The following is a 21964-nucleotide window of genomic DNA, read 5'->3' as shown; positions in this document are numbered from 1 at the left end:
TGCTGTTTGGCACTTATTTTGTCGCTGTATATTTTTCTAAATCTTGCATCGCTGTTTTCACAATTTCAGGGGTAATTTTTTGTTTCATATAATGAATCGTTTCGCCTTCTATACAAGCACGTTCTGCTACTTCTTGATACTCGGCTTCAGTTAAGTCCATCTCCATTTCTTTTAAAGAAATAGGCAAACCTAGTTGGTGATAGAAAGGAATCAATTCAGCGATTTCTTGCCATTTCTCTTCAATGGCTAATTGAACAAACACACCATACGCCACTTTGTTTCCATGCAATTGTCGATGGCTAGCTGGTAGCAAAGTTAGTGCATCATGAATGGAATGGGCACCCGCTGTCCGACCATAATCATCGCCAAAGCCACCCACCATTCCACCAATAATTAAATTTGTTTCGATGACATCAATAAACGATTGATTTAATTGTTGCTCTTCCATCGCTTTTAAAGCATTGATACTTTCATTTAACAAAATATCGCGACATTTTTCCGCGGCAAAATGAGAAACTTGAATAGGTAACACTTGGACGTCTAACTGCGAAATAATCGCATCTGCTTCGTACCATTTAGCTAATGTATCCCCAATACCTGCCACCATTAAGGACCGGGGCGAATGCAATAACACTCTTGGTTCTACCAACACCAAAGCGTTTGCTTGCGGAAAAACGTCATACCGTTCCATTGCTCCATCTTCTCGATACATTACACTCAATGGCGTGCACGGCGCACAAGTAGCTGCTAAAGTGGGCAAAATAATTACCGGTAACGCCATTTTGTGTGCTAAGGCTTTGCCCAAGTCGGCCACTTTTCCTCCACCAACAGCGACGATGGCCTCTAAATGATTGTCCAGCACTTGCGCTTCTAACTCTTGCACACGTTGATCTGTACAAACACCTCCATAGTTTTCAAAAACAGCTGTTACTTTTTGAAACGTCGGAAAATACGGTTTTGCCGCTTGCCATGACTCAGTCCCGTGTAAAATGAATACACGATGAATATTTCTGCATAATAGTTGTCCTTCTAATAATTCCCACGAACCAATTTCGCAAAGATACTCTTGTGGTGTCCCTCTCACAATTAATGATTGTTCCATCTTGAAAATCCCCTTCATTTTTGACTTTTGAAAATTTTTTTGAAAAAGTTGTATTTTTTCAACTCTACTACTTTTCCTTTTACATATTCTATGATATGATAAACCACATCATAACACAATAAATTTTTATACATTTATTCGCTTTTTTTGAATATTTATAAAAATAATACAAAAAGGAGTTTACGCAAATGACCAAATGTAAAAAATGGCTACAGACGATTTTACCAATTTTATTCTTGTTGCTCTCATTATTACCTATTAAAGAAACTTTTGCAGCCGAAAACGATCCAGTCTATGACAAAATCATCCAAAAGGGAGAACTAGTTGTCGGCTTATCCGCAGACTATGCCCCTTATGAATTTCATGCAAAAGTAGATGGTGAAGATAAAATTGTTGGTTTTGATATTTCTATTGCTCAAAAAATTGCCGACGATTTAGGCGTTAAATTAAAAATCGAAGAACTAGGCTTCGATGCTCTGTTAGGGGCCTTAAAAACTGGCAAGATTGACATGGTCATCTCAGGCATGTCGCCAACGCCTGAACGATTAAAAGAAGTAGCTTTTTCTCAACCATATATGAACGTTCAACAAAGAGTCATTGTTCGGAAAGAAGACAAAGATAAATTTCATTCAACTAAAGATTTCGAAGGCGTTCGTGCAGGTGCCCAAAAGCAAACGACACAAGAAGAATTAATTAAAACCGAATTAACCGGTGCTGTCCCTACTTCTCTTCAAAAAATCCCAGATTTAATTATGAATCTAAAAAATAATAAATTAGATGCAGTCGTTATGGAAGAACCGGTTGGCGAAGCCTATGTTTCTCAAAATGAGGATTTAGCTTTTGCTGATGTTACCTTTGAAAAAGGCTCAAAAGATACTGCCGTTGCTTTTCCTAAAGATGCGCCCGTTTTGACGGAGAAAGTAAATGCCTCTATTAAACAAATTAATGATCAAAAATTAATGGACGGTTATAAAAAAGAAGCCAATCAATTAATGTTCCAAAAAGATCAAAGCTTTTTACAAAAGTATGGAAAGTTCTACCTTAACGGTGCAGGCTATACCATTTTCCTAGCTTTCATTGGTGTTTTGTTTGGTGCCATTTTAGGGGCATTACTTGCCTTAATGAAGTTAGCCAATTCCAAAATTTTACGTGGCATTGCCATTGCTTATATTGAATATGTTCGTGGCACTCCTTTGCTTGTTCAAATTTTTATTGTCTATTTCGGGACAGGCGTTCTTGGTTTAGACTTATCAAAAGTAGCAGCTGGTTGTATTGCTCTTTCTTTAAACAGTGGTGCATATGTAGCAGAAATTATTCGTGCTGGTATTCAGGCAGTTAATAAAGGACAATTGGAAGCTGCTCGTTCTTTGGGAATGAATCAAAACCAAGCAATGCGATACATCATTTTCCCACAAGCTATTAAAAATATTTTACCAGCGTTAGGCAATGAATTTGTTACAGTAATTAAAGAATCTTCCGTTGTTTCAGTCATTGGTGTTTCAGAACTAATTTTCCAAGCTGGCAACGTTCAAGGAGCAAGTTTTAAACCCTTCCTACCTTACTTAATTGTATCGTTGATTTATTTCGTCCTAACCTTTACTATCTCACGTCTATTAGGTGTTGCTGAAAGGAGAATGAGTACTAGTGATTAACATTAAAAACTTACAGAAAACATTCGGAAAAAATGAAGTACTTAAAGGAATTGACTTAGAAATTGAAGCTGGTGAAGTTGTCGTAATTATTGGCCCTTCTGGTAGTGGTAAAAGTACTTTTTTACGTTGCTTGAACTTATTAGAAACACCAACTGGTGGCAGCGTTGAATTTGAAGGAAAAAATTTATTAGATAAAAATACCAACATTGATCAACTTCGTCAAAAAATGGGAATGGTATTCCAAAATTTCAATCTTTTCCCGCATAAAAATGTCTTGGAAAACTTAACGATTAGTCCTGTTAAAGTAAAAAAAGAAGCCGCTTCTGAAGCCACAGAACATGCTCTTTCTTTACTGGAACAAGTTGGTTTATCAGATAAAAAAGAAAATTATCCCTCTCAACTTTCTGGTGGGCAACAACAACGGGTAGCGATTGCTCGTGCTTTAGCCATGCGCCCTGACGTGATGCTGTTCGATGAACCAACTTCTGCCTTAGACCCTGAAATGGTGGGCGAAGTGCTATCCGTTATGAAAAATTTAGCTATTGAAGGGATGACAATGGTGGTGGTTACCCACGAAATGGGCTTCGCAAAAGAAGTTGCGGACCGTGTCATTTTTATGGATGCAGGAATCATTCAAGAAGAAGGCACACCTGAAGAAATTTTTGATGCGCCACAAAACCCAAGAACACAAGATTTTCTAAGAAAAGTTTTATAAAAAGGAGCACCTGGTATGGATCGCAAGAATATCGCAACACGTTACCAACAACCTACTGAAAATTTACTCATGGATATTGCAACATTGGCGAAAAAGACCCCAAATTTAATCGATTTATCGATTGGTGACCCTGACTTAATTACCGATGAGCGGATTATCGAACAAGCAGCTAACGATGCCAAAAATGGGCATACAAAATATACCGCTTCTGATGGTAGCGAGGCATTCATTGAGGCGGTCATTCAGTTTTATCAGTCACATTATCAATTATCTTTTCAACCGAATCAAGTCCGGGCCACAGTTGGCGCTCTGCACGGAATGTACCTTGCCTTACAAGTGATTCTAAATCCTGGAGATGAAGTGATTATTCATGAACCTTATTTCTCTCCTTATAAAGACCAAGTTCTTTTAGCAGATGGCGTTCCGGTCTTTTTGCCAACCTATGAAGAAGATGGTTTCCAAATTGATGTAGCTCTTTTGAAAGAAAAAATCACGCCTAAAACCAAAGCGATTATTCTTAATTCACCGAATAACCCGACAGGCGCTGTTTTCTCTGAAGAAACTTTCAGAGAAATTGCACAGGTAGCGATTGAACACAACTTATACATTCTTTCAGATGAAGTTTATGAAGCCTTTTGTTTCCAAGAAACGTTTACTCCCATGGCTACGTTTGCTCCAGAAAATACTATCACTTTTGGTAGCTTTTCAAAAGCCTTTGCAATGACTGGTTGGCGTATTGGTTATATGATTGCCCCAGACTATATTAACGAAGTAGCCAAATTAATTAATGAAGGCGTTACGTATTCTGCGCCTACGTTGTCACAGCAAGCAGGAATCTATGCGTTACAACATTTTGACGAATTTGTAGACCCAATCGTTGAAGTGTTCCAAACACGTTTAGAGTATGTGGCCCAGCGAGTAGCAAAGATTCCTTTCCTTTCGCTTCATCCAGTCAAAGGAAGTATTTACGCCTTCATTAATATTCAAAAAACTGGACTAACTTCCGTCCCTTTTGTGGAAAAGCTTTTAAAAGAGATACAAGTATTAGTGATTCCTGGAAAAGCATTTGGTGAAACAACGGGCGATGAGTACATTCGTTTAGCCGCAACACAAAATTTAGATTTATTAAAGGAAGCGTTCGATCGAATTGAAAGAATGACCTTTGAATAAAAAAAGCTTCTGCATTAGCTAATAATCATAGCTAATGCAGAAGCTTTTTAGATTTCTTCTATCAATTCAATCGCTTGCCCACCAACATGCGGTGGAATTGACATAGTCATCGGCGGCAAGCCCACGACTGTGAAACGGACTTTGGTCCCTTTTTTCAAGTGAGACAGTGGGATACTTTCCTCTAACTGTTCAACAAGTATGTTCAAAATTACCCCATGAGAAAATAAGGGCACAATGGATTCTGGATCACTTTCTGCTTGGATATTTTCTAAATGTAATCGCATTGACAATGGCTGCGTCTCATTTAACACACCAGCCTCTACTAATTTCCCTGTAAAAACAGCAATTTTTTCAGTCATTTGTTTGCCTCCTTTTTAAACATCATATTGAAGAGAATTAATTCCATCCCCTAAAAATTCTGAAGCGTTGTTAAATTCGGCAGGATCATATTTGGTATAGGAAACTTGTAATGTCAAAGTAATATTCCTTAAGGTTTCAGAATGGGCAAATTTCTCTTGAGCTTGTTGTTTGAATTCTTTTCTAGTAGTGTATCCGTCATCCCCATCGCGGAAAATTAATAACGCCCAAGTCGGCGGTGTGCCGTCGATAAAGTATGGTAAGAAGCGATCATCCGTTGTCTCTTTAATCGCCGCTGTCACGATTTGTAGCAATTCATTCTTTTGTTCAGGACTTAATAAGTTACGAATACTTTCCCAATAGGCCACTCGGATCACGACTAAATATAACGGCGCTTCATAACGTGTAGAAATGTCAGAAAATAAATCGAATCCTTCTTCATACATTTTCGCTGTTCTTAAATTAGTTACTGCATCTAACGCATTTAACCGTGAAGTTTCTTTACGTAAGCGAATATTTTCTTCTTCAATCGTACGAATTTGATAAGTCACTGCATAGATTGTTAAACAGTAGAGCGGCGGCATGATTAGCCAAAATAATGAGCCATAGCTAAACAAATCATGATAGACATACTGATATACAACATAAGTCAATTGTAGAAAAATAAATATAAGCGAAAATGTTAACCCCGCTGTAATTCCTACAAAATAGGTAACGATAATTAAGATAACTGAAATTAATAGACAACTTAAGTCCACAAAGAAATCATTCGTTCCTAAGGCCATAAAGATGGTTGTGCCGACAACCAAAACAATTCCTACCAACAAAGTTAAATCCAAAAGTAAGGTCACTCGTTTTTGATTCACTCTATTCCCCACCTTTCAAATTCTTCTTCACGATGAAGAACGCACTTAATCCAATAATAGTCATACCAATTAAGAAGACAAATAGATAAATCATTAATTTATGATTATTGACAATTCGTTTACCTAATGATTCGTTGCTGACGTTGCTTACACGTTTTTTGAAACGATAATCATAGCGACGATAGTTCGGATCGACCACAATGGCATCTCCTTTGTACATAGAAGTATTCTTCTCTGTATTCACTTGTGTAGAGGCTAAAAAGACACCTTGTGATTTAGCTCCTGTTAAGATTAACGCCGCGGCTTTCGCATTATATGGAGAAAACATTAACTGCGCCGTACCGATTTGTTTACCATAATCTTTTTCAATGCTCAGTTTCTCGTTTGAAACAAAACGTGTGAAGTCCTTATCATAATGGAAATATAACTGATCGTTTAACTTACGAATCATCGGATTGTCCTTAGGCGTACCAAAAATAATCAAGTTATGATTTTCTAATGCCGCATTTTTAGGCGCTTTTTTATAATACGTAATCTCACCGACATTACTTTCGGCATAATTACCAATTAAGTTAAATAGATTGGTCAACACTTTAAAATAGTTATCGTCCATTTTTTCTGGTAATAAAATCGCTAAATCAGCAAAAGAACGGCTTCTGATAAAAATGTTCGGATAGTTGTTAAATAATATGTCATTCAGTTCTTCTGTTTGAATAAACGCATTCGAATTATTTTCAATAAAGGCCCATGGAGTCTGACCATTTCGTAAAACTTCTGGTGATTTAACATTCAAATCAAAAGCAACTTTTAATACAAAACTATCAGCAATTTCTAAGTTCTTTGGAAATTCGAGATTTAATTCATCACCGTTTGCACGAGCAGCGGTTAATTTCTTGCTGCCAATTGGTTTATCATTGGCGTAAACCGTCACTAAAGAAGAATCAAAATCTAAGTTTTCAGCGTATTTAAAATGTAAATGCACGCGACTTCCATTGGCATTGTTTCGATCCACTGGTAAATTGACAAAGTACGTTTGTTCTTGGTGATAGGCCCCTTCTAGTTTGTCCCCCGTTGAGGTTAATGGATAATTTCCATCAAATTCTAAAGTTGAACTAAACGTATCGGTATTCTCATCAACTGTTGTCTCTTCTTTATCTGTTTGGGTCATTAATTCATAATTGGCTAAATAACGTCCCGCACGAACAAGTAAGTCCTCATCTTTAGAAGTAGCTACTAAAACATGCTTATCTGATTGATTGAAAAATTTTAAGACAGCCTGGTCCTCCACACGTTTGCTATCAATTTGACTTTTATACTGATCTGGTAATTTATCATAGCTGGCAATAATCAACTGATAGGGTGCTGACTGTTCTTTGTTCAAAGAAGCCATTGGCAACAATTCTTCTGAGGTAGTAATCAAACGAGCAGCACCAGCTAACGCATGGGTCGCTGCAGCTAATTCTTTTTCCGATGCATTTTCTGGTGTCAAAATAACACTGTGTTTATTCGCAATCGTGTCTGCTCCCACAAAATGATTATAAAAAGAATGAATCGTATTCTCTGGTAATTGTAAATCGTATTGGAAGTTTACGTTAGATCCTTCATACATCGTTAACCAATTTGCTGGAGTTTCAATTAAATTATACATGTCGTTTCCTGCCTGATTAATAATTTGGCCCTCAACAGTCAATGTATTTGTCTCTTTAATCAGTTCCAAAGGGATTTCAATCGTCTTTTGTTGAATACCAGTTGTATTTTCAGGACGCCAAGAATAAAACTTCACACCATTCACTGCCACAGTTAAATCTGAGGTCTGATTATTTTTTAATTGTGTGATTTGGTAGGTCATATTGAATGATGCTTTTTTTACGTCCCAATAATCAATTTTTGTAAAATACATGGTGCTACGGACAGAAGTACCTGTTAAAGAGATTGTTTTATTTTGAAAAGGTTGTGTAAAGGTATGGTTGTCTTGTTCTTTGTTTTCGGCGTATACGTTCGGACTTGCGACACCAATCAGAATTGCCAGAAAGAACAACCCTATTAAAGTGACTGTTTTTTGTTTCATTGCACGTTTCCTCCTTATTTAAATCGTTCAGTTTTGTACCATTTTGTTTGTGTTTGTTTATGAAAAACATTTTCTTTAATATACATCACCATGCCATAAGCGGCGACTACTAGCCACATCTGACTGTATGTAATATACATCAAGGCAATAATTAAGATATTCTCTAAAGTCATTTCGCCTTTTTCGGTTGTAATACTGACAAAAGTACTGAAAATAAATAACAAAATCGCTAACAACCACAAGGAATTGCTAAATCCTTGTAGGGTCGTTGTTAAGTAACCAGACATTGATAAAACTAACATGATGTCTGACAAAACGAGCGATGTCATTAAGAGAAAATAAATGGACAAGAAATATAAAATATCAAAACGAATCCGACTCGCTTTAGGATTAAACAATAATTTAGCATTTTTAACAATGACATAAATATTGCCTTTGACCCATCGCGTCCGTTGTCGGAACCAAACTGACAAAGTTTGCGGCTCTTGCTCCCACGTCACTGCTTTTGGTTGAAACTTAATTTTATAGCCCATCATATAGATGCGAAAACTGATTTCTGTATCTTCGGCTAACGCTTTGTCATCCCAGCCGCCAATGGCTTCAATAATACTACGACGAACAATGAAATTTGTGCCAGGAATCGTGCATAACTTAAATAATTGAAAACGACCGGCTTGTGCCATCCATTGAAAGGCCAGTGTCTCGATATTAATAAAACGTGTCAACAAGCTTGCATTGCGATTTCTCGTTCTAAATTTACCAATAACCGCGCCGTATTCCTCACTAGCAATTAACTCTCCAACTAAATAACGGAGTGCATTCGGTTCAGGTGTATTGTCCGCATCATAAATGGCAATCACGTCCCCCTTGGCTTGCTTGAAACCAATGTTTAAGGCATTAGACTTACCTTTCCCACCTGTTATATTGTCTGTATTAATAATCTGCAAATTTCGATTAACCGCCTTTTTTTGGACATTCGCTAAAAGCTCAGCACTATTATCACTTGAGTTGTCATTAATCACAATAATTTCATAGCGATCTTGCGGATAATTAAAATTCAATAACGCTTCAACTGTTCGCACAATGACAATTCCTTCATTATGGGCCGGCACCATAATTGAAACAAACGGCGCGTCTTCATCCTCTACAGGTGGTGGTGCGACAGGATCTGTTTTTAAATAATAAACATAGCCAAAAATAACTAAGAGAATATTTACAATTAGTAGACTCCAAATAATGATAGTTGCTGTTAACATTACAATGTCAGCAATGGTCATTTGTCTTCCTCCTTATTAATATATTTCGACCGATAATTCTTTCGTCCAATCATAAACAAAATAATCAGGATGATTAAAGTCAGCGTGACAACGCCAATCAAAATATTGTTTGTAATACTGAAAAAGAATGAAAATAAGCCTGTAAATCGTTGTTTTTCAACTGTTGAGGCCCCTGTATCAGCCAAACCATTGACAATTTGATTGTTTAAGAAGAACCGATTATTCCGAAATTCGATTTTCTGCGTTTGTGTTTGAACAGTGAAATGTTGATCCGCTTCTGAAACACTAAACACTATTGGTGCTTCCTTGACTTCTTGAATTAGATGATCCACTTCTTTTTTAGAATTTGGAAATGAAAAACTAATGGTGGTCGGCATTGGAAATCGATAGTCATTCGGATTATCTTTATCCGTCCATTCAATCCCCGATAAATAATCATACGGTAAATCAAACAAAGCATTCTTATAAGTGATTGATTCTCCCGTTTGGTTCCGATAAAAAACGCGTTCAATCGGCGGATTTTCTCTTAGAATCACTGTATCACTAATTGCTAGACCATCCTCTTGGTATTGAAGGTCTTGATTCCAGTATCCTGGAGCAGAAATGCCTACTGGATAGACATGTCTGTCGACCAATAAACTAATCTGCTGCTCCATCAATTGTTTCAAAGCACGTTGGTCATTTAAATCAACATTGTTAACGACCGGTGTTTCTAAGAAAATAACCCCCGTCGAAGCAAACGCACGTAACGCATTCGTAAATAGTTTATAAGGTAAAATCGTATTGTTTTGTGAAACGCTCGTACTGGATAAAATATAAGGATATGTGGTTTTAACTAATTCTTCTTGCAAATAGGTTGCCACAGACATATCTCTTAACGGGTTAAAATCAGAAATCGTCAAAAACGGCCGTGACATTTTTTCACTTTCCAGCCATTGACTAATTACGTCCAAGCTTTCTAAAAAAACAGCGCCTTTGCGTTCAAACATTGGGAGAAAAGCATGCCCATTCTCAATTACACCAAATGGATATTCTTCTGGTGCTAATTCTTGTGTTTTTAATCGGCCAACCGTCTGACCTTGCGTATTTTCCAGCACAACTGATTGATCTTGAAAAGGCAATACTTGAGAAAAGCGGTTTTTTTCATCTTCTAACCGATATTGACGATGACTTAATTCTTTCCACGTACCGCTAAAATATTGTTTTTCATCGTCACGCATGTTTCGACCAATGTGTAATTGTTTACCTTTAAAATGAACTCGATCTGCTAGAAAATCAGAGGCAATAACGCCGGCTTGTTCAGGCCAATTCACCATAGAAATCAAACTGTCATAGCCATCATTTAGCAATTCGCCAGGCACATAATCTGACACCGCCACACTCTGAACTTCTACTCCAAAACTCGTCAACACTCGTTGTAAAGCATCCACATCATTTTCTTTTTTCCCAGCAATGTTCAAGCTGTCATAGACAAGTAAGACATGTTTACTTGGTGCAGCCAGCGCCGGTTTGGCAAAGCCACAAAAAACGAAAAAGAGTAAGAAACACACCCAGCCAATAAGATATTGTTTATTTTTCAATTCCCTCTACCTCCCCAATGACTTGTGGTGTTGTATCTTGCCACATTCGTTTACCAATAACATCAGAAACAATTTGTAACAAGAGAAAATCTAAAAATACTGAGACTAAAAACAAATGACGTACTAAGTCACTATCCCCATCAATAATAATTGTTGAAATGAAAACAACTAATAAATTAAGATAAATCCCTGTCATTAAAAAGAAGCGAAAAACTAATCTGGGTTCGTTTCTCTTGAGTCCTCTGTATAAACCAACGCCATATAAACCAAACAGAATCACACCTAATAATAGATAGAAAGCAAAGTTTTTAGGGAAAAAACTGGCTTTAATACGGTTATACACCATAAAAAATTTAGATTGTTCCAGCGGTGCACGCCCCGTCGTTTTCTCAAAATTCCCCACATTATTAGGCTTTACTAAGTAAACATTTGGGACCGCTGAATTCAGTCCTTGCCATAATTCAGATGGATAATTTAAATAATTCAATAACACCCATCCAAAACTCGTTTTATCAAAAAAATCTTTTTTCATTTGTTCAGAAGTTGGTGATACAGGACTGTATTCTTCAAAGTAGGAACGTCCCTTTTGCAACCCATATTGCGGGTTGATTCCGCCCTCTGACATCCGTTTATCTGGAACCTTACTATCCTTCATTACACCGCGCGTCATACTGTGGTAGACATCACGTTCATAGATATCGTTAGGAACGATAAAAGCTGCTAACGTTGTAAAACCAATCAACGCAATTAAAAAGGCCGTCATTGACAATTGTTGGTAACGTTGTGACAAGTAGACAAAAAATCCTAATCCAGCAATAATTACGCCAATAATCAACAAATATTCTTGGCGTGTTGTTCCTATTAAAAGTACTACTGCTTGTGCCAAGATAACTAAAACTATTCTTCTGAGCCAAGTTCGTGGTTTCGTCACCCGATAAAAATAGACTGAAAATGCTAAGACACTCACAGAAAGTAAAAAACTCGTCGCTTCTGTATAAAAGGAATTAAAATAAATCGTATAGGAGGTATCTCCCAAGATGAAAATAACCAACAAGGAGATAAGATAACTTTTTTTCAAAGATACGCCTTCGGTTAAGCCTCGTACCAGAATATAAATTGACACTAAAAAACAACTAAGATAAACGAAACCTAAGAAACGAATATCGAAAAGTGTTTGACTATAAAAAAGTTTATTAAGCCAAATGGCAATGGTGATGAAAAATTGTTGAGTGGAAACAAAGTGCGTCGTTGTTTCATTAAAATAACGCATAATTGAAAAGTCCTTAACAAAATAGGCCACATTGTCGTAGCTATCACCATTGACACGATAAAGACTATTTGAATTTAACACACGAAAATACTCGCCATTATCTCCCAAGCCATTAATCGGATAAACAAATAACAAAATGCTTGTCACTAACCCAATCCCTAAAACGGCCAAAAGACTTGGAGAAATATAACGACTCAACCATTCAAAAGCCGAGTTCATGTATTTTTTGATCTTTTCCATGCTTTCACCTCATCTAGAAATCATAGGCCAAAAGAGCCATTAAGTTATTATAGGAATAGACTTGTTTCGTAACTTTATCACCAAATCCTCCATAAATCGGACTGCTTGAATCCATAATTTGAAAATTATTAAGTACTGTAATTGCCGCACGATACAACTCTTTGTCATTTTCGGCAACACCAATTAAAGCCGCTATCGCATAACTGGCTGCAGATTGATTTTTATCCACAGGTGATCCATTTAAATCATACGAGTTAAAAAGCGTTCCTTGCTGAACTTGTTTTCGCACAAAATCAATACTAGTCTGCTTCGCCATACCCACTTCACTTAAATGGACAATCGTTAATAAAGATTCAATAATATTAAGTGTTCCGTTGTTTTCGTATTTATTTGTTTGATGATTAAACTTCGTTTGATAAAGAGGTAAATCATCAGAAATATAGCCATCATCTATTAATTGGTAATGATACTGCAAGTAGTCTGCTGAAATCCCAAATTCTTTGTATAGATAACCCAGCGTAATTAAGTCAATATAAAACAAAGAAGTTTCTGAAGACTGTTGTTTTGATTTACTATCGTAAAAATCAATTAGAATATTATCTTTCATAGAGGTTTTCATAAAACTCTTGCCTAATTTTTTAATTTCTTGATCGTACTGATCTGTTTTAAAATGCCCCCCTGCTTCAATTAATGAACGAATGATCCGTAAATCATCAATCGAGGCATTGACATTGTACTTATTGCCTTGCTCGTCAATTCGGTAACTAAATTGGACGCCGTCGTAAAAGGTGTCTTTCGTCTGCTTGTAAAAATTATCAAAACGTCCCTGCGTATCAAAAGCTAAATTACGCAAATATAGACCCGAAGACTCACTTAGCAACTCATGTCCTGTGGCGACATCTTTGCGTTCAGCATCTGGTAAATAGTTGGTTAAAAAACCGCCGTCTGTTTTGAGCCGGGTTTCAATAAAAAACTTCAACAAATCTTTGCGTTCAGCGGTTTCTTTTGTGTGAAATTCATGTTTTGTTAAAAAATGTTGTTTGTCTGTCGACATTAAGCGTTGAATTTTTGGATTCACTTTTTCCACCTCTACTTTATAGGATTTTTCTCTAAACAAAAGAAAATATCCTCCCAGAAGCACCACGAATACCCCAATAAAAATCCAAAGTTTTCTCTTCATTGTTACGCCTCTTTTCCTCACTTCTTTATTGTCAGTGTACACAAAAGTACTTGTTTTTGCGAAACTTACGCTACATCTTCAAGCGCAAGAAAAAAAGCAATCCATAAAAATAAAAGGATTGCTTTAACCGTTTCGTCGATCATTTCCTGTCATCGTAATCTCTTTTGACAGATAACGCACACGTTCCATAATTCGTCTGGCTTTTAGCGGCTCTTGTTCTCCTCGTTGCGTCACGGTTAAATGCTCTTCTAAAGCTTTTAAATCTAGATTGGAAGAGAAAAAAGTAACTAATTGTTCTTGCATTCGGTATTGCAAGATTACGCTTAAAACGTCGTCACGAATCCAACTAGTCATGGATTCCGCACCAATGTCATCAATCATTAATATAGGGGATTTTTTTACTGCATCGAGCTTTTCACCAACTTGATCGCGACCAATGGCTTGCTTCATTTCTACTGTAAATGTTGGAAAATGAACAATTGTCGTAGTAAATCCACGTTCTGCTAAAGCATTAGCCATCGCACCTAATAAGAAAGATTTTCCTACACCGAAGGGGCCTTGTAAATAGAGCCCTTTATGAAATTCTTTTGGTGTCGCAGGATATTCTCTTAAAAATTGCATTGCTTCTGCTAACGCTTTGGCTCGACCTTGAGAAGATGGATCGAAATCTCGTAAATTTGCTTCTCGGACATCTTTTGGCATGTCCATTGCCCTTACTCGATTACGAATTTCTTCTTCCTTCTGACGGGCGATTAAATCAGCCGTTGGGACATACGTTACATCAATGTAATGAAAATTCAACATCAATCTTGGCTCATAGCCTGGAGCAATCATTGCCGGATCGTTTAATTGAAATTTCTTTTTTTCTTGAACAAATTCATACAGCTTAGCATAACTTTTACGAATATCTTCATCGGTTAAACGCTCTCGGTTTGCTTGTATAAAGGCTTGAACATCTTGATCTTTCAATACTTCGTTAACCAGCTCTTCATATCGTTCATTGATGTCACGCTTCTGGATAATTTTTGACATTTCTTTTCCTACGTCTTCCATCATTGGTCACCTCCTTGGTTTAAAAATTCTTGAATTTGTCGATCTAACTCGGCTTGTTCTTCTGGGGAAAGTTTTGTTTCATCGTTTGGCTGATCTGCCCATTCTGGCAATCGCTCTTGTCGAACAGTTTGGCGTTTCCCTGAATAATTTTGTTGTCGCTGTTTTTGTTTGGTTTGGCTTTGTTTTGCCAATTCTCTGACATGTTCAATTGCTTTTTCTGGTGAATGAATGCCACTTTGTCCCCATTCATTCGCAATTCGATTCACATACTCCGCTTTTAAAGTCGGTTGTTGTTGAATGTTGTAAACATAGTTAATCAAAATATTAATCACACTAGTCGGTAAGCCTGATTTGGCAACCAAATATTTCACTAATGAACGTTCTTGTGGTGTCGTATAGCCGCCTCGACTATTTTTTAAAGCTTCTAAATATTGAATAGGCGGATTCTTTTCACTATCCATAATCATTTGAATATCCAGTTCAGAAAAACCATTCATTTTTAATGTGTTATATCGATACGTTTGTTGCTCTTCCACCGTCAATTGTGCTTGCTTGTTTGTCACTACGTTTGTTGGTTGTGGTTTTTTATCAGGATCAAACGCTTGATGAATCGTTCGCACTAATTCCTTAGGCAAAATTCGACTTGTATAATAGTCAAATGATTTCGAAGCAAAGTCTACCATATCTAACTCATTGATGCCATATAATTGATGAAAAACATAGACTTCTTCTTGAAAACTAGCCTCATCTTCAGGCAGTTGTAAACCTAAACGGTGCAAACCTTCCACAAAATAGTGCCAATCAAAAGAATCCGTTGATACAGAAATTTTCTTCGATTTTTCTTTTTGAGAAAAAGTTTCTTGAATCGTTGTCAATCGGTTCGCTTCGGAAACAATTTGTTCTTCTTTAAAGGCATAAACCTCTTGAAAGCTAGCGGAAACATTTTGATAGCCCTCTGTTTTAGTAGGATGCGGTTGGAACTTTTGCACTAATTGATCAAATTTCCGTTGTCCAACCCGGTTAAATAACACTAAAGCTAACACTTCATCTTTAAAAAAACGAGCGGCTGTTTCAGGTGCTTTTAAATAATATAAATAACAATCTCCTAATTCCCGATCTGTTTTTTTATACGTTTCTAGCAACCCAATGCCTTCTAATTTGTAGCAAGCTTCTTCTAATTGTTGACAACTCAAGTCCAGCAAACTAATTAAATCTGCATGAAACAGCGAGCCATTCTCCTCTGAGTCTGTTGTTTCAGATAACAAAAGCCAATATAAACTAAACGCATTGGCGCCGACAATTGGTTGATATAAAAAGGTTAAAACCTCTTTCTCTTGATCAGAAAGCGGTGAATCAATAACCGCTTGAAAAATATTTTTTGGTTGGATTCTTTGCCGATTTCCTTTCAAAGAAAGACCTCCTTTTTAATTTTCTGAGTCAGGAGAAGAAGATTTTGCTTTGTCGACAATGTCCTGTAACTCTTTCAAAAACACGCTCATATCTTTGAATTGTCGATAAACACTCGCAAAGCGGATGTAGGCAATTTCATCTAGATTGACTAAATCTTCCATCACATATTCACCGATAAGCGTTGTAGAGACTTCATTTTCCCCTAAACTACGCACTCGATTTTCAACATTATCGACAATTTGAACCATTTGTTCCATAGCAACGGGTCTTTTTTCCGCAGAGCGAATGAGCCCACGCAAAATTTTATCACGATTAAATTCTTCACGATCCCCATTTTTCTTGATTACAAGTAATGGCGCCGCTTCAATTCTTTCAAATGTAGTGAACCGATAACTGCAATTTTCACATTCACGACGACGGCGAATTGCACGTCCATCATCTGCTTGACGGCTATCAATAACACGGGAATTATTATGATGACATCTTGGACAACGCATAACGTTCACCTCTTCTATTCTGTATAATTTTTGTTGCCTATATTATAACATGAAATTGCGCTATTACTAGGTCTTTAGAACTGGTTCTTAGTTGAATCTTTGCCATTCTTTAATAAAAACAAAGACTTTCACTGTTTTTTCTGAAATTTTCAAAACATTTTACGCCATTTAAAAAATATTCACTTCTTTCCAGTTTGTTCCTCTAGCCACTTCTTCACTTGTTGTTCCGTTTCTTCTCTAGTTCCTTGGTTATCAAACACGATATCTGCTCGTTCTTTTTTCATTTCAATCGGCCATTGGCTAGCAATTCGTTGTTGCGCTTCTTCTTCTGTTAATTGGTTTCGGGCCATCAGACGCTCTTTTTGAATCTTTTCTGGTACATATACCACAGCAACTTGATCCATAATCGCCTCATAATGAGCTTCATAAAGCAGAGGAATATCAACAATAACCAGGGAGGCTTTCTTTTTAGCTTCTTCAATTTGACGTAAAATTTCTTTTCTTAAAAAAGGTTTCAGCGTTTCATTTAACAGCTCTCTTTTTTGAGGACTAGCAAAAATTAATTGTCCTAATTTTTTCCGATCCAATTCACCAGTTGTTAATACTATTTCTGGTCCGAAAGTTTCAACGATTGCGGCTAAGGCTGGTTGCCCTTTTGCAACAATTTCGCGGGCGATAATGTCGCCGTCAACAATTGGATAACCTGCTTTTTTAAAAAGAGCAACAACCGTACTTTTACCTGTCGCAATCCCTCCTGTAATGCCTAAAACTTTTGTCATTTCAATCGACGACCTTTCAATTGTTGGCATTGTGGACAATAATGCGTACCACGTTGTGCCACTTTTGTTTTAACAATTGGCGTACCACAACGATTGCAAGGTAAGCCTGTTTGCCCATAGACATTCAACGCTACTTGAAAAGTCCCTGCTTCTCCTAACGCGTTTAGATAGGTGCGGATGGTGGTTCCACCTGCTTCAACAGCGCGTGCCAAGACGTCAATGATTGCTTGATACAACGTAGCAACTTCCGCAGGTTTTAAGGAATCTGCTGGTTGTTCTGGATGGATTTGCGCTTGCCAAAGTGCTTCATCTACATAAATATTCCCCAAACCCGTCACTAGCTTTTGATCTAACAGCAATGGCTTAATTGCTTTATGATGCTTTTTCAAGCCTTGTTGAAAAGTAGCTAATTGGAAAACGTCTGGTGTTGGCTCTGGCCCCAAAGCTAAAATCCCTTTATATTGATGACCTTGATTCTTAGGAACCAATGTCATACGCCCAAATTTCCGTACATCTAAATAACGTAATTGCGTGCCATCTGTAAAAGTAAACATTACATGGGTATGTTTGGCAATTTCATCATCAGCCTGATGAAACTCATATTTTCCTTCCATCCGTAAGTGAGAAATCATATCATTATCAGACAATTTAAAAATCAGAAATTTTCCTCTTCGCTCAATCCCTTCAATCGTTTGACCAGCTAATTGACCTTGAAATACATCAACTTCTGGTGATTCAATAATTCTTGGCCAAAAAACAATGACTTCTTGAATGGTTTTTCCTACAACAAGTTTTTCAAGTCCTTTTCGCACTGTTTCTACTTCTGGTAATTCTGGCATTATTTTTGCTCCTTTATATAAAGAGGTCTGAACGCTTAGATATCAACGTCCAGATCCTACTTATCCTTATTTTATTCATCGTTCTTAATAGGTAAGCTATTATTTTGCTTCATACCATGTTTTTCCCCAACTGCTATCGGTGATAAGTGGCACATGTAAGGAAACCGCGTGCTCCATCACTTCTTTGACGAGTTGATTTAATTGTTCTAATTCTGATTCTGGTACTTCAAAAACTAATTCATCGTGCACTTGTAATAACATTGTTGCTTGTAATTTTTCTTCTTTTAAACGACGCGCCATTTCAATCATCGCAATTTTTAAAATATCTGCGGCACTTCCCTGAATCGGTGTATTAATCGCTGTACGTTCAGCGAACGAACGTAGATTAAAGTTTCTTGAATTAATATCACTTAAATAACGACGGCGATGATACAATGTTTCCACATAGCCTTTGTCTTTGGCATCGCGGACAATCTCTTCCATGTACTGTTTCACGCCTGGATATTTTTCAAAATAGGTGTCAATATATTGTTGCGCTTGCTTTCTAGTAATGCCTAAGTTTTGGGACAAGCCATAATCACTGATACCATAGACAATTCCAAAATTCACCGCTTTAGCTTGACGACGCATGTTAGGTGTGACATCTTCTGCTTTTTCAACACCGAAAACTCGCATTGCAGTGCTGGCATGGATATCTTGTCCTTCCACAAACGCTTCTTTTAAATGCTCATCATTAGAAATATGTGCGAGCACACGTAACTCAATTTGAGAGTAATCAGAAGAGAAAATCAACCAATTATCCTCTCTTGGTACGAACGCTTCTCTAATTTTTCGGCCTTCTTCTAAACGGATAGGAATGTTTTGTAAATTGGGATCTACTGAGCTTAATCGTCCTGTTTGGGTCAGTGTTTGTACATACCGAGTATGAATTTTATTATCTGGCTGAATTACTTTTAAGAGTCCTTCAACATAGGTCGATTGAATTTTGGCAATTTGACGATAAGTTAAAATATCTGCCACAATTGGTGCTTGTTCTTTTAGTTGTTCTAAAACATCTACCGCTGTTGAATAGCCAGTTTTCGTCTTTTTGATCACAGGTAAGCCCATTTTTTCAAATAAAATAACGCCTAATTGTTTAGGTGAATTCAAATTAAATTCTTCGCCAGCTTCTGCATAGATTTTTTCTTCGATTTCTTTCAAGCGTTCTGAAAATTCTACTTGCATTTCTTTTAAGCGTGTGGCATCAACACGGATACCAGTTATTTCCATATCGCCTAAAATACGAGAAAGTGGTAATTCCATTTTATAGAATAAATCAGCTTGATTTTTTTCTGTTAATTCGCTATCTAATTTGCTTGTTAAAAATTGAATTGCTTTAATCTTACGTGCTAAATGACCAAAGAAAACTTCTTCGTCCTCTGGCAAGCCTTTTTTGGCCCCTTTTCCATAAATGGCTTCATCAGATTGAATCGCATCATATCCGTAATGTTGTGCTACACCTTCAATATCAGCGTTATTGTCATTGGTATCAAGTAAATAAGCAGCCAATAAAACATCAAAGGCAATCCCTGTCATTTTTCCTACATAGCGATTTAGTGCAACGTACGTCCGTTTTGCATCATAGACATTTTTTTTACGTGTCTCATCCATCAACCAATCGATAAATGGCTGACTTTCAAAAACAGCTAAATTATTCGTGGTATAAATCTTCTTGTCGTTGCCCCAAGCAAGGCCGACAATCGGTGACGTATGATAGTTATCTTCCATCATCTCAACATAAAGAGCCATATCGTCTGTAAACATTTCATTGGTTAACTGATCTTCGACTACTTCAAATAAAATATCTTCCATTTCAACAGGTTCTTCTGTAATGTCCAACTTAGCTAAAAATTGTTTAAAGTCCATTTCTTTATAAAAAGGAACCAATTTTTCTAAGTTTTTCCCTTCATATGCCAAGTCTTCCACATTGACTTCGACTGGTGCATTGACTTCAATTGTCGCTAAACGTTTAGAAAGAAAGGCTTGCTCTTTATCATTAATCAAGTTTTCTTTCATTTTGCTTTTTTTCATTTCATCGATATTCTCATAAACCCCTTCAACTGAGCCATATTGTTTTAACAGCTTAATCGCGGTTTTCTCACCGATTTTCGTTACACCTGGAATGTTATCCGACGTGTCGCCAGCCAACCCTTTCATATCAATAATTTGCTTAGGCGTTAACCCATCATATTTTTCAGCAATATGCTCAGGCGTATATGATTCAATATCGCTAACTCCTTTAACAGTGATATCTACTTTGACAGTGTCCGTCGCTAATTGTGTCAAATCTCGGTCCCCTGATAACACGACAACATCAAATTCATCTTTATCAACTTTGTTGGCTAATGTACCAATAATATCATCTGCTTCATAGTTAGGTAGTTCATAATATTTTACGCCTAAACCTTCTAAAAGTTCACGAATATACGGCATTTGTTCTTTAAATTCCCCCGGTGTTTTTGAACGTCCGGCTTTATATTCTGAATAAAATTCTGTTCTGAATGTGGTTTTCCCTGCATCAAAAGCGACTAAAACATGAGTAGGCATTTCTTTTTGCATTACATTTTCAAACATATTGTTAAACGCATAAATAGCATTTGTATGCAAGCCGTTCTTATTTTTGAATCGTTCTAATGAGTTATGTAGCGCAAAAAATGCACGAAAGGCTACACTGTTTCCATCAACGAGTAATAATTTTTTTTTGGTCATTTTTTTCCCCTCATCTTTAGCAAACTAGTTTCCTTTCTATTTTAACAAAAAACTACAGAATTTGCAGTAGACGGCGATTGCAGAATGAAAGAAAAAGGTATTTGACATAGTTCCTTAGTGACAACTATATCAAATACCAAAATCAATCAGCAATACACGCTGAATCTTCACAAGTATGAGAATCTTTTTACGGCAAAACATTTCCCGCTGCACGATAAATATCGTACCAATCTTCGCGACTAATCACAATGTCTGCTGCTTTAGCAATTTCTTCAATTCTACCAAGATTCATACTTCCTGCGATGACTTGCATATTAGCAGGGTGGCGCAGAATCCAGCTGCTGGCTAAGCCAGTTGGCGTTGTTTGATATTTTTCAGCCAATTCGCTTAATTTTTGATTTAACTCAGGGAATTTTTCATTTCCAATAAAGACACCTTCAAAATAACCATATTGGTACGGTGACCATGCTTGAATAGTCATTTGTTTCAACCGTGAATAATCTAAAATACCATGATCATAATCAATGCTTCCTGATATTTCCATATTTGTTTGTAAGCCTTGATCCACCATGCCAGTATGCTTGATGCCAAATTGTAATTGATTGGCTAATAACGGTTGTTTAACAGCTGTTTTTAAAAGTTCAATTTGTCCTGGCGTTTGGTTACTTACACCAAAATAGCGAACTTTCCCTTGTTTTTCTAATAAATGAAAAGCTTCAGCTACTTCTTCTGGTTCCACTAAAGTATCTGGACGATGCAACAATAATGCATCGACTGAATCTACACCTAAACGCTGTAAACTCCCTTCGACCGCTTCTAAAATATGTGCTTTTGAAAAGTCAAAAAAGCCCTGACGAATCCCACATTTCGTTTGTATAAAAATACCTTCACGACGAATGGTACTTTCTTTTAAGGCCTTACCAAAAATGGTTTCGCAGTCGCCGCCACCATAAATGTCGGCGTGATCAAAAAATGTAATGCCATGATCATAAGCAGTTTCAATTACCTGTTGAGGATTTTCAGCACCATTTAAGCGCATACATCCTAAGATAACCGAAGAAACTGTTTCGTCACTTGTACCAAATTGCAGTTGTTTCATTTTAATATCCTCCTCATCCATTCCTCTTACTTCTTCATTTTAACACTATTTAGACAAAATTG

At 36.9% G+C, this 21964-nt stretch carries 18 protein-coding genes; 3 read left to right on the top strand and 15 right to left on the bottom strand.

The genetic code is table 11. The features are described from left to right. Positions 1-13: 13 nt before the first annotated feature. Complete coding sequence (locus tag IGJ46_RS03215) at positions 14-1120, bottom strand: iron-containing alcohol dehydrogenase family protein (protein ID WP_002358821.1); 1107 nt, start codon at positions 1118-1120, stop codon at positions 14-16. Positions 1121-1290: 170 nt separating this feature from the next. On the opposite strand from IGJ46_RS03215, the gene IGJ46_RS03210 reads away from it, so the two are divergent. From IGJ46_RS03210 to IGJ46_RS03200, 3 genes are read left to right on the top strand one after another with little or no spacing between them, the layout of a single operon-like run. Next, positions 1291-2754: an ABC transporter permease subunit gene (locus IGJ46_RS03210; RefSeq protein ID WP_002355770.1), complete on the top strand. Its 1464-nt coding sequence runs from the start codon at positions 1291-1293 to the stop codon at positions 2752-2754. Next, positions 2747-3469, top strand: coding sequence for an amino acid ABC transporter ATP-binding protein (locus IGJ46_RS03205; RefSeq protein WP_002361352.1), 723 nt, complete (start codon positions 2747-2749; stop codon positions 3467-3469). Before IGJ46_RS03210 ends, IGJ46_RS03205 begins: the two co-directional genes overlap by 8 nt. Positions 3470-3484: 15 nt before the next feature. Next, on the top strand, positions 3485-4639 hold the full coding sequence (locus IGJ46_RS03200) for a pyridoxal phosphate-dependent aminotransferase (RefSeq protein ID WP_010819804.1): 1155 nt from the start codon (positions 3485-3487) through the stop codon (positions 4637-4639). A 47-nt stretch (positions 4640-4686) separates the two neighbouring features. On the opposite strand, the gene IGJ46_RS03195 is transcribed toward IGJ46_RS03200, so the two are convergent. The 14 genes from IGJ46_RS03195 to IGJ46_RS03130 all read right to left on the bottom strand — a co-directional run bounded on the left by IGJ46_RS03195 (position 4687) and on the right by IGJ46_RS03130 (position 21902). Further along, positions 4687-4998: a hypothetical protein gene (locus tag IGJ46_RS03195; protein ID WP_002361350.1), complete on the bottom strand. Its 312-nt coding sequence runs from the start codon at positions 4996-4998 to the stop codon at positions 4687-4689. Positions 4999-5013: 15 nt separating this feature from the next. Continuing rightward, entirely contained in the window at positions 5014-5874 is an 861-nt protein-coding gene (locus IGJ46_RS03190) for a hypothetical protein (RefSeq protein ID WP_002385041.1), read from the bottom strand. Then, positions 5864-7930, bottom strand: a complete 2067-nt coding sequence (locus tag IGJ46_RS03185; protein ID WP_218391458.1) for a cellulose biosynthesis cyclic di-GMP-binding regulatory protein BcsB — start codon at positions 7928-7930, stop codon at positions 5864-5866. Before IGJ46_RS03185 ends, IGJ46_RS03190 begins: the two co-directional genes overlap by 11 nt. 14 nt (positions 7931-7944) lie before the next feature. Next, positions 7945-9207 carry a glycosyltransferase gene (locus tag IGJ46_RS03180; RefSeq protein ID WP_002355764.1) on the bottom strand — a complete coding sequence of 421 codons (1263 nt, stop codon included), beginning with the start codon at positions 9205-9207 and terminating at the stop codon, positions 7945-7947. Beyond that, positions 9204-10787 (bottom strand): hypothetical protein, encoded by a 1584-nt coding sequence (locus IGJ46_RS03175; RefSeq protein WP_002355763.1) that lies wholly within the window; start codon positions 10785-10787, stop codon positions 9204-9206. The genes IGJ46_RS03180 and IGJ46_RS03175 overlap by 4 nt, the downstream gene beginning before the upstream one ends. After that, entirely contained in the window at positions 10777-12297 is a 1521-nt protein-coding gene (locus IGJ46_RS03170) for a hypothetical protein (RefSeq protein ID WP_023895587.1), read from the bottom strand. The genes IGJ46_RS03175 and IGJ46_RS03170 overlap by 11 nt, the downstream gene beginning before the upstream one ends. Before the next feature lie 13 nt (positions 12298-12310). Then, positions 12311-13519: a hypothetical protein gene (locus IGJ46_RS03165; protein ID WP_002385036.1), complete on the bottom strand. Its 1209-nt coding sequence runs from the start codon at positions 13517-13519 to the stop codon at positions 12311-12313. A gap of 81 nt (positions 13520-13600) precedes the next feature. Continuing rightward, entirely contained in the window at positions 13601-14530 is a 930-nt protein-coding gene (gene dnaI / locus IGJ46_RS03160) for a primosomal protein DnaI (RefSeq protein WP_002355760.1), read from the bottom strand. Beyond that, positions 14530-15939, bottom strand: a complete 1410-nt coding sequence (locus IGJ46_RS03155) for a replication initiation and membrane attachment family protein (protein WP_002358810.1) — start codon at positions 15937-15939, stop codon at positions 14530-14532. The genes dnaI and IGJ46_RS03155 overlap by 1 nt, the downstream gene beginning before the upstream one ends. Positions 15940-15954: 15 nt before the next feature. Beyond that, a complete protein-coding gene (gene nrdR, locus IGJ46_RS03150) occupies positions 15955-16437 on the bottom strand; it encodes a transcriptional regulator NrdR (RefSeq protein ID WP_002381296.1) in 483 nt (160 codons plus the stop codon). A 179-nt stretch (positions 16438-16616) separates the two neighbouring features. Beyond that, positions 16617-17216 (bottom strand): dephospho-CoA kinase, encoded by a 600-nt coding sequence (coaE, locus tag IGJ46_RS03145; RefSeq protein ID WP_002358808.1) that lies wholly within the window; start codon positions 17214-17216, stop codon positions 16617-16619. After that, positions 17213-18055, bottom strand: a complete 843-nt coding sequence (gene mutM / locus IGJ46_RS03140; protein WP_002355756.1) for a DNA-formamidopyrimidine glycosylase — start codon at positions 18053-18055, stop codon at positions 17213-17215. The genes coaE and mutM overlap by 4 nt, the downstream gene beginning before the upstream one ends. A gap of 99 nt (positions 18056-18154) precedes the next feature. Further along, positions 18155-20803 carry a DNA polymerase I gene (polA, locus tag IGJ46_RS03135; protein ID WP_002361339.1) on the bottom strand — a complete coding sequence of 883 codons (2649 nt, stop codon included), beginning with the start codon at positions 20801-20803 and terminating at the stop codon, positions 18155-18157. Between the two features lie 187 nt (positions 20804-20990). Then, the gene (locus IGJ46_RS03130; RefSeq protein WP_002413551.1) at positions 20991-21902 is read right to left on the bottom strand and encodes an aldo/keto reductase; all 912 of its coding nucleotides are present in this window, start codon (positions 21900-21902) and stop codon (positions 20991-20993) included. Between the last annotated feature and the right edge of the window lie 62 nt (positions 21903-21964).

Origin of the sequence: Enterococcus sp. AZ120, from assembly GCF_050546165.1 — a bacterium.
GTDB lineage: Bacteria > Bacillota > Bacilli > Lactobacillales > Enterococcaceae > Enterococcus > Enterococcus faecalis.
This window is presented reverse-complemented; position numbering and strand designations above follow the sequence as displayed.

Bases quoted from the DNA above. Each gene is read 5' to 3' on its own strand.
- IGJ46_RS03215 (WP_002358821.1), bottom strand. From the start codon at position 1,120: ATGAAGGGGATTTTCAAGATGGAACAATCATTAATTGTGAGAGGGACA.
- IGJ46_RS03210 (WP_002355770.1), top strand. From the start codon at position 1,291: ATGACCAAATGTAAAAAATGGCTACAGACGATTTTACCAATTTTATTC.
- IGJ46_RS03200 (WP_010819804.1), top strand. From the start codon at position 3,485: ATGGATCGCAAGAATATCGCAACACGTTACCAACAACCTACTGAAAAT.
- IGJ46_RS03195 (WP_002361350.1), bottom strand. From the start codon at position 4,998: ATGACTGAAAAAATTGCTGTTTTTACAGGGAAATTAGTAGAGGCTGGT.
- IGJ46_RS03185 (WP_218391458.1), bottom strand. From the start codon at position 7,930: ATGAAACAAAAAACAGTCACTTTAATAGGGTTGTTCTTTCTGGCAATT.
- IGJ46_RS03180 (WP_002355764.1), bottom strand. From the start codon at position 9,207: ATGACCATTGCTGACATTGTAATGTTAACAGCAACTATCATTATTTGG.
- IGJ46_RS03170 (WP_023895587.1), bottom strand. From the start codon at position 12,297: ATGGAAAAGATCAAAAAATACATGAACTCGGCTTTTGAATGGTTGAGT.
- dnaI (WP_002355760.1), bottom strand. From the start codon at position 14,530: ATGGAAGACGTAGGAAAAGAAATGTCAAAAATTATCCAGAAGCGTGAC.
- nrdR (WP_002381296.1), bottom strand. From the start codon at position 16,437: ATGCGTTGTCCAAGATGTCATCATAATAATTCCCGTGTTATTGATAGC.
- coaE (WP_002358808.1), bottom strand. From the start codon at position 17,216: ATGACAAAAGTTTTAGGCATTACAGGAGGGATTGCGACAGGTAAAAGT.
- mutM (WP_002355756.1), bottom strand. From the start codon at position 18,055: ATGCCAGAATTACCAGAAGTAGAAACAGTGCGAAAAGGACTTGAAAAA.
- polA (WP_002361339.1), bottom strand. From the start codon at position 20,803: ATGACCAAAAAAAAATTATTACTCGTTGATGGAAACAGTGTAGCCTTT.
- IGJ46_RS03130 (WP_002413551.1), bottom strand. From the start codon at position 21,902: ATGAAACAACTGCAATTTGGTACAAGTGACGAAACAGTTTCTTCGGTT.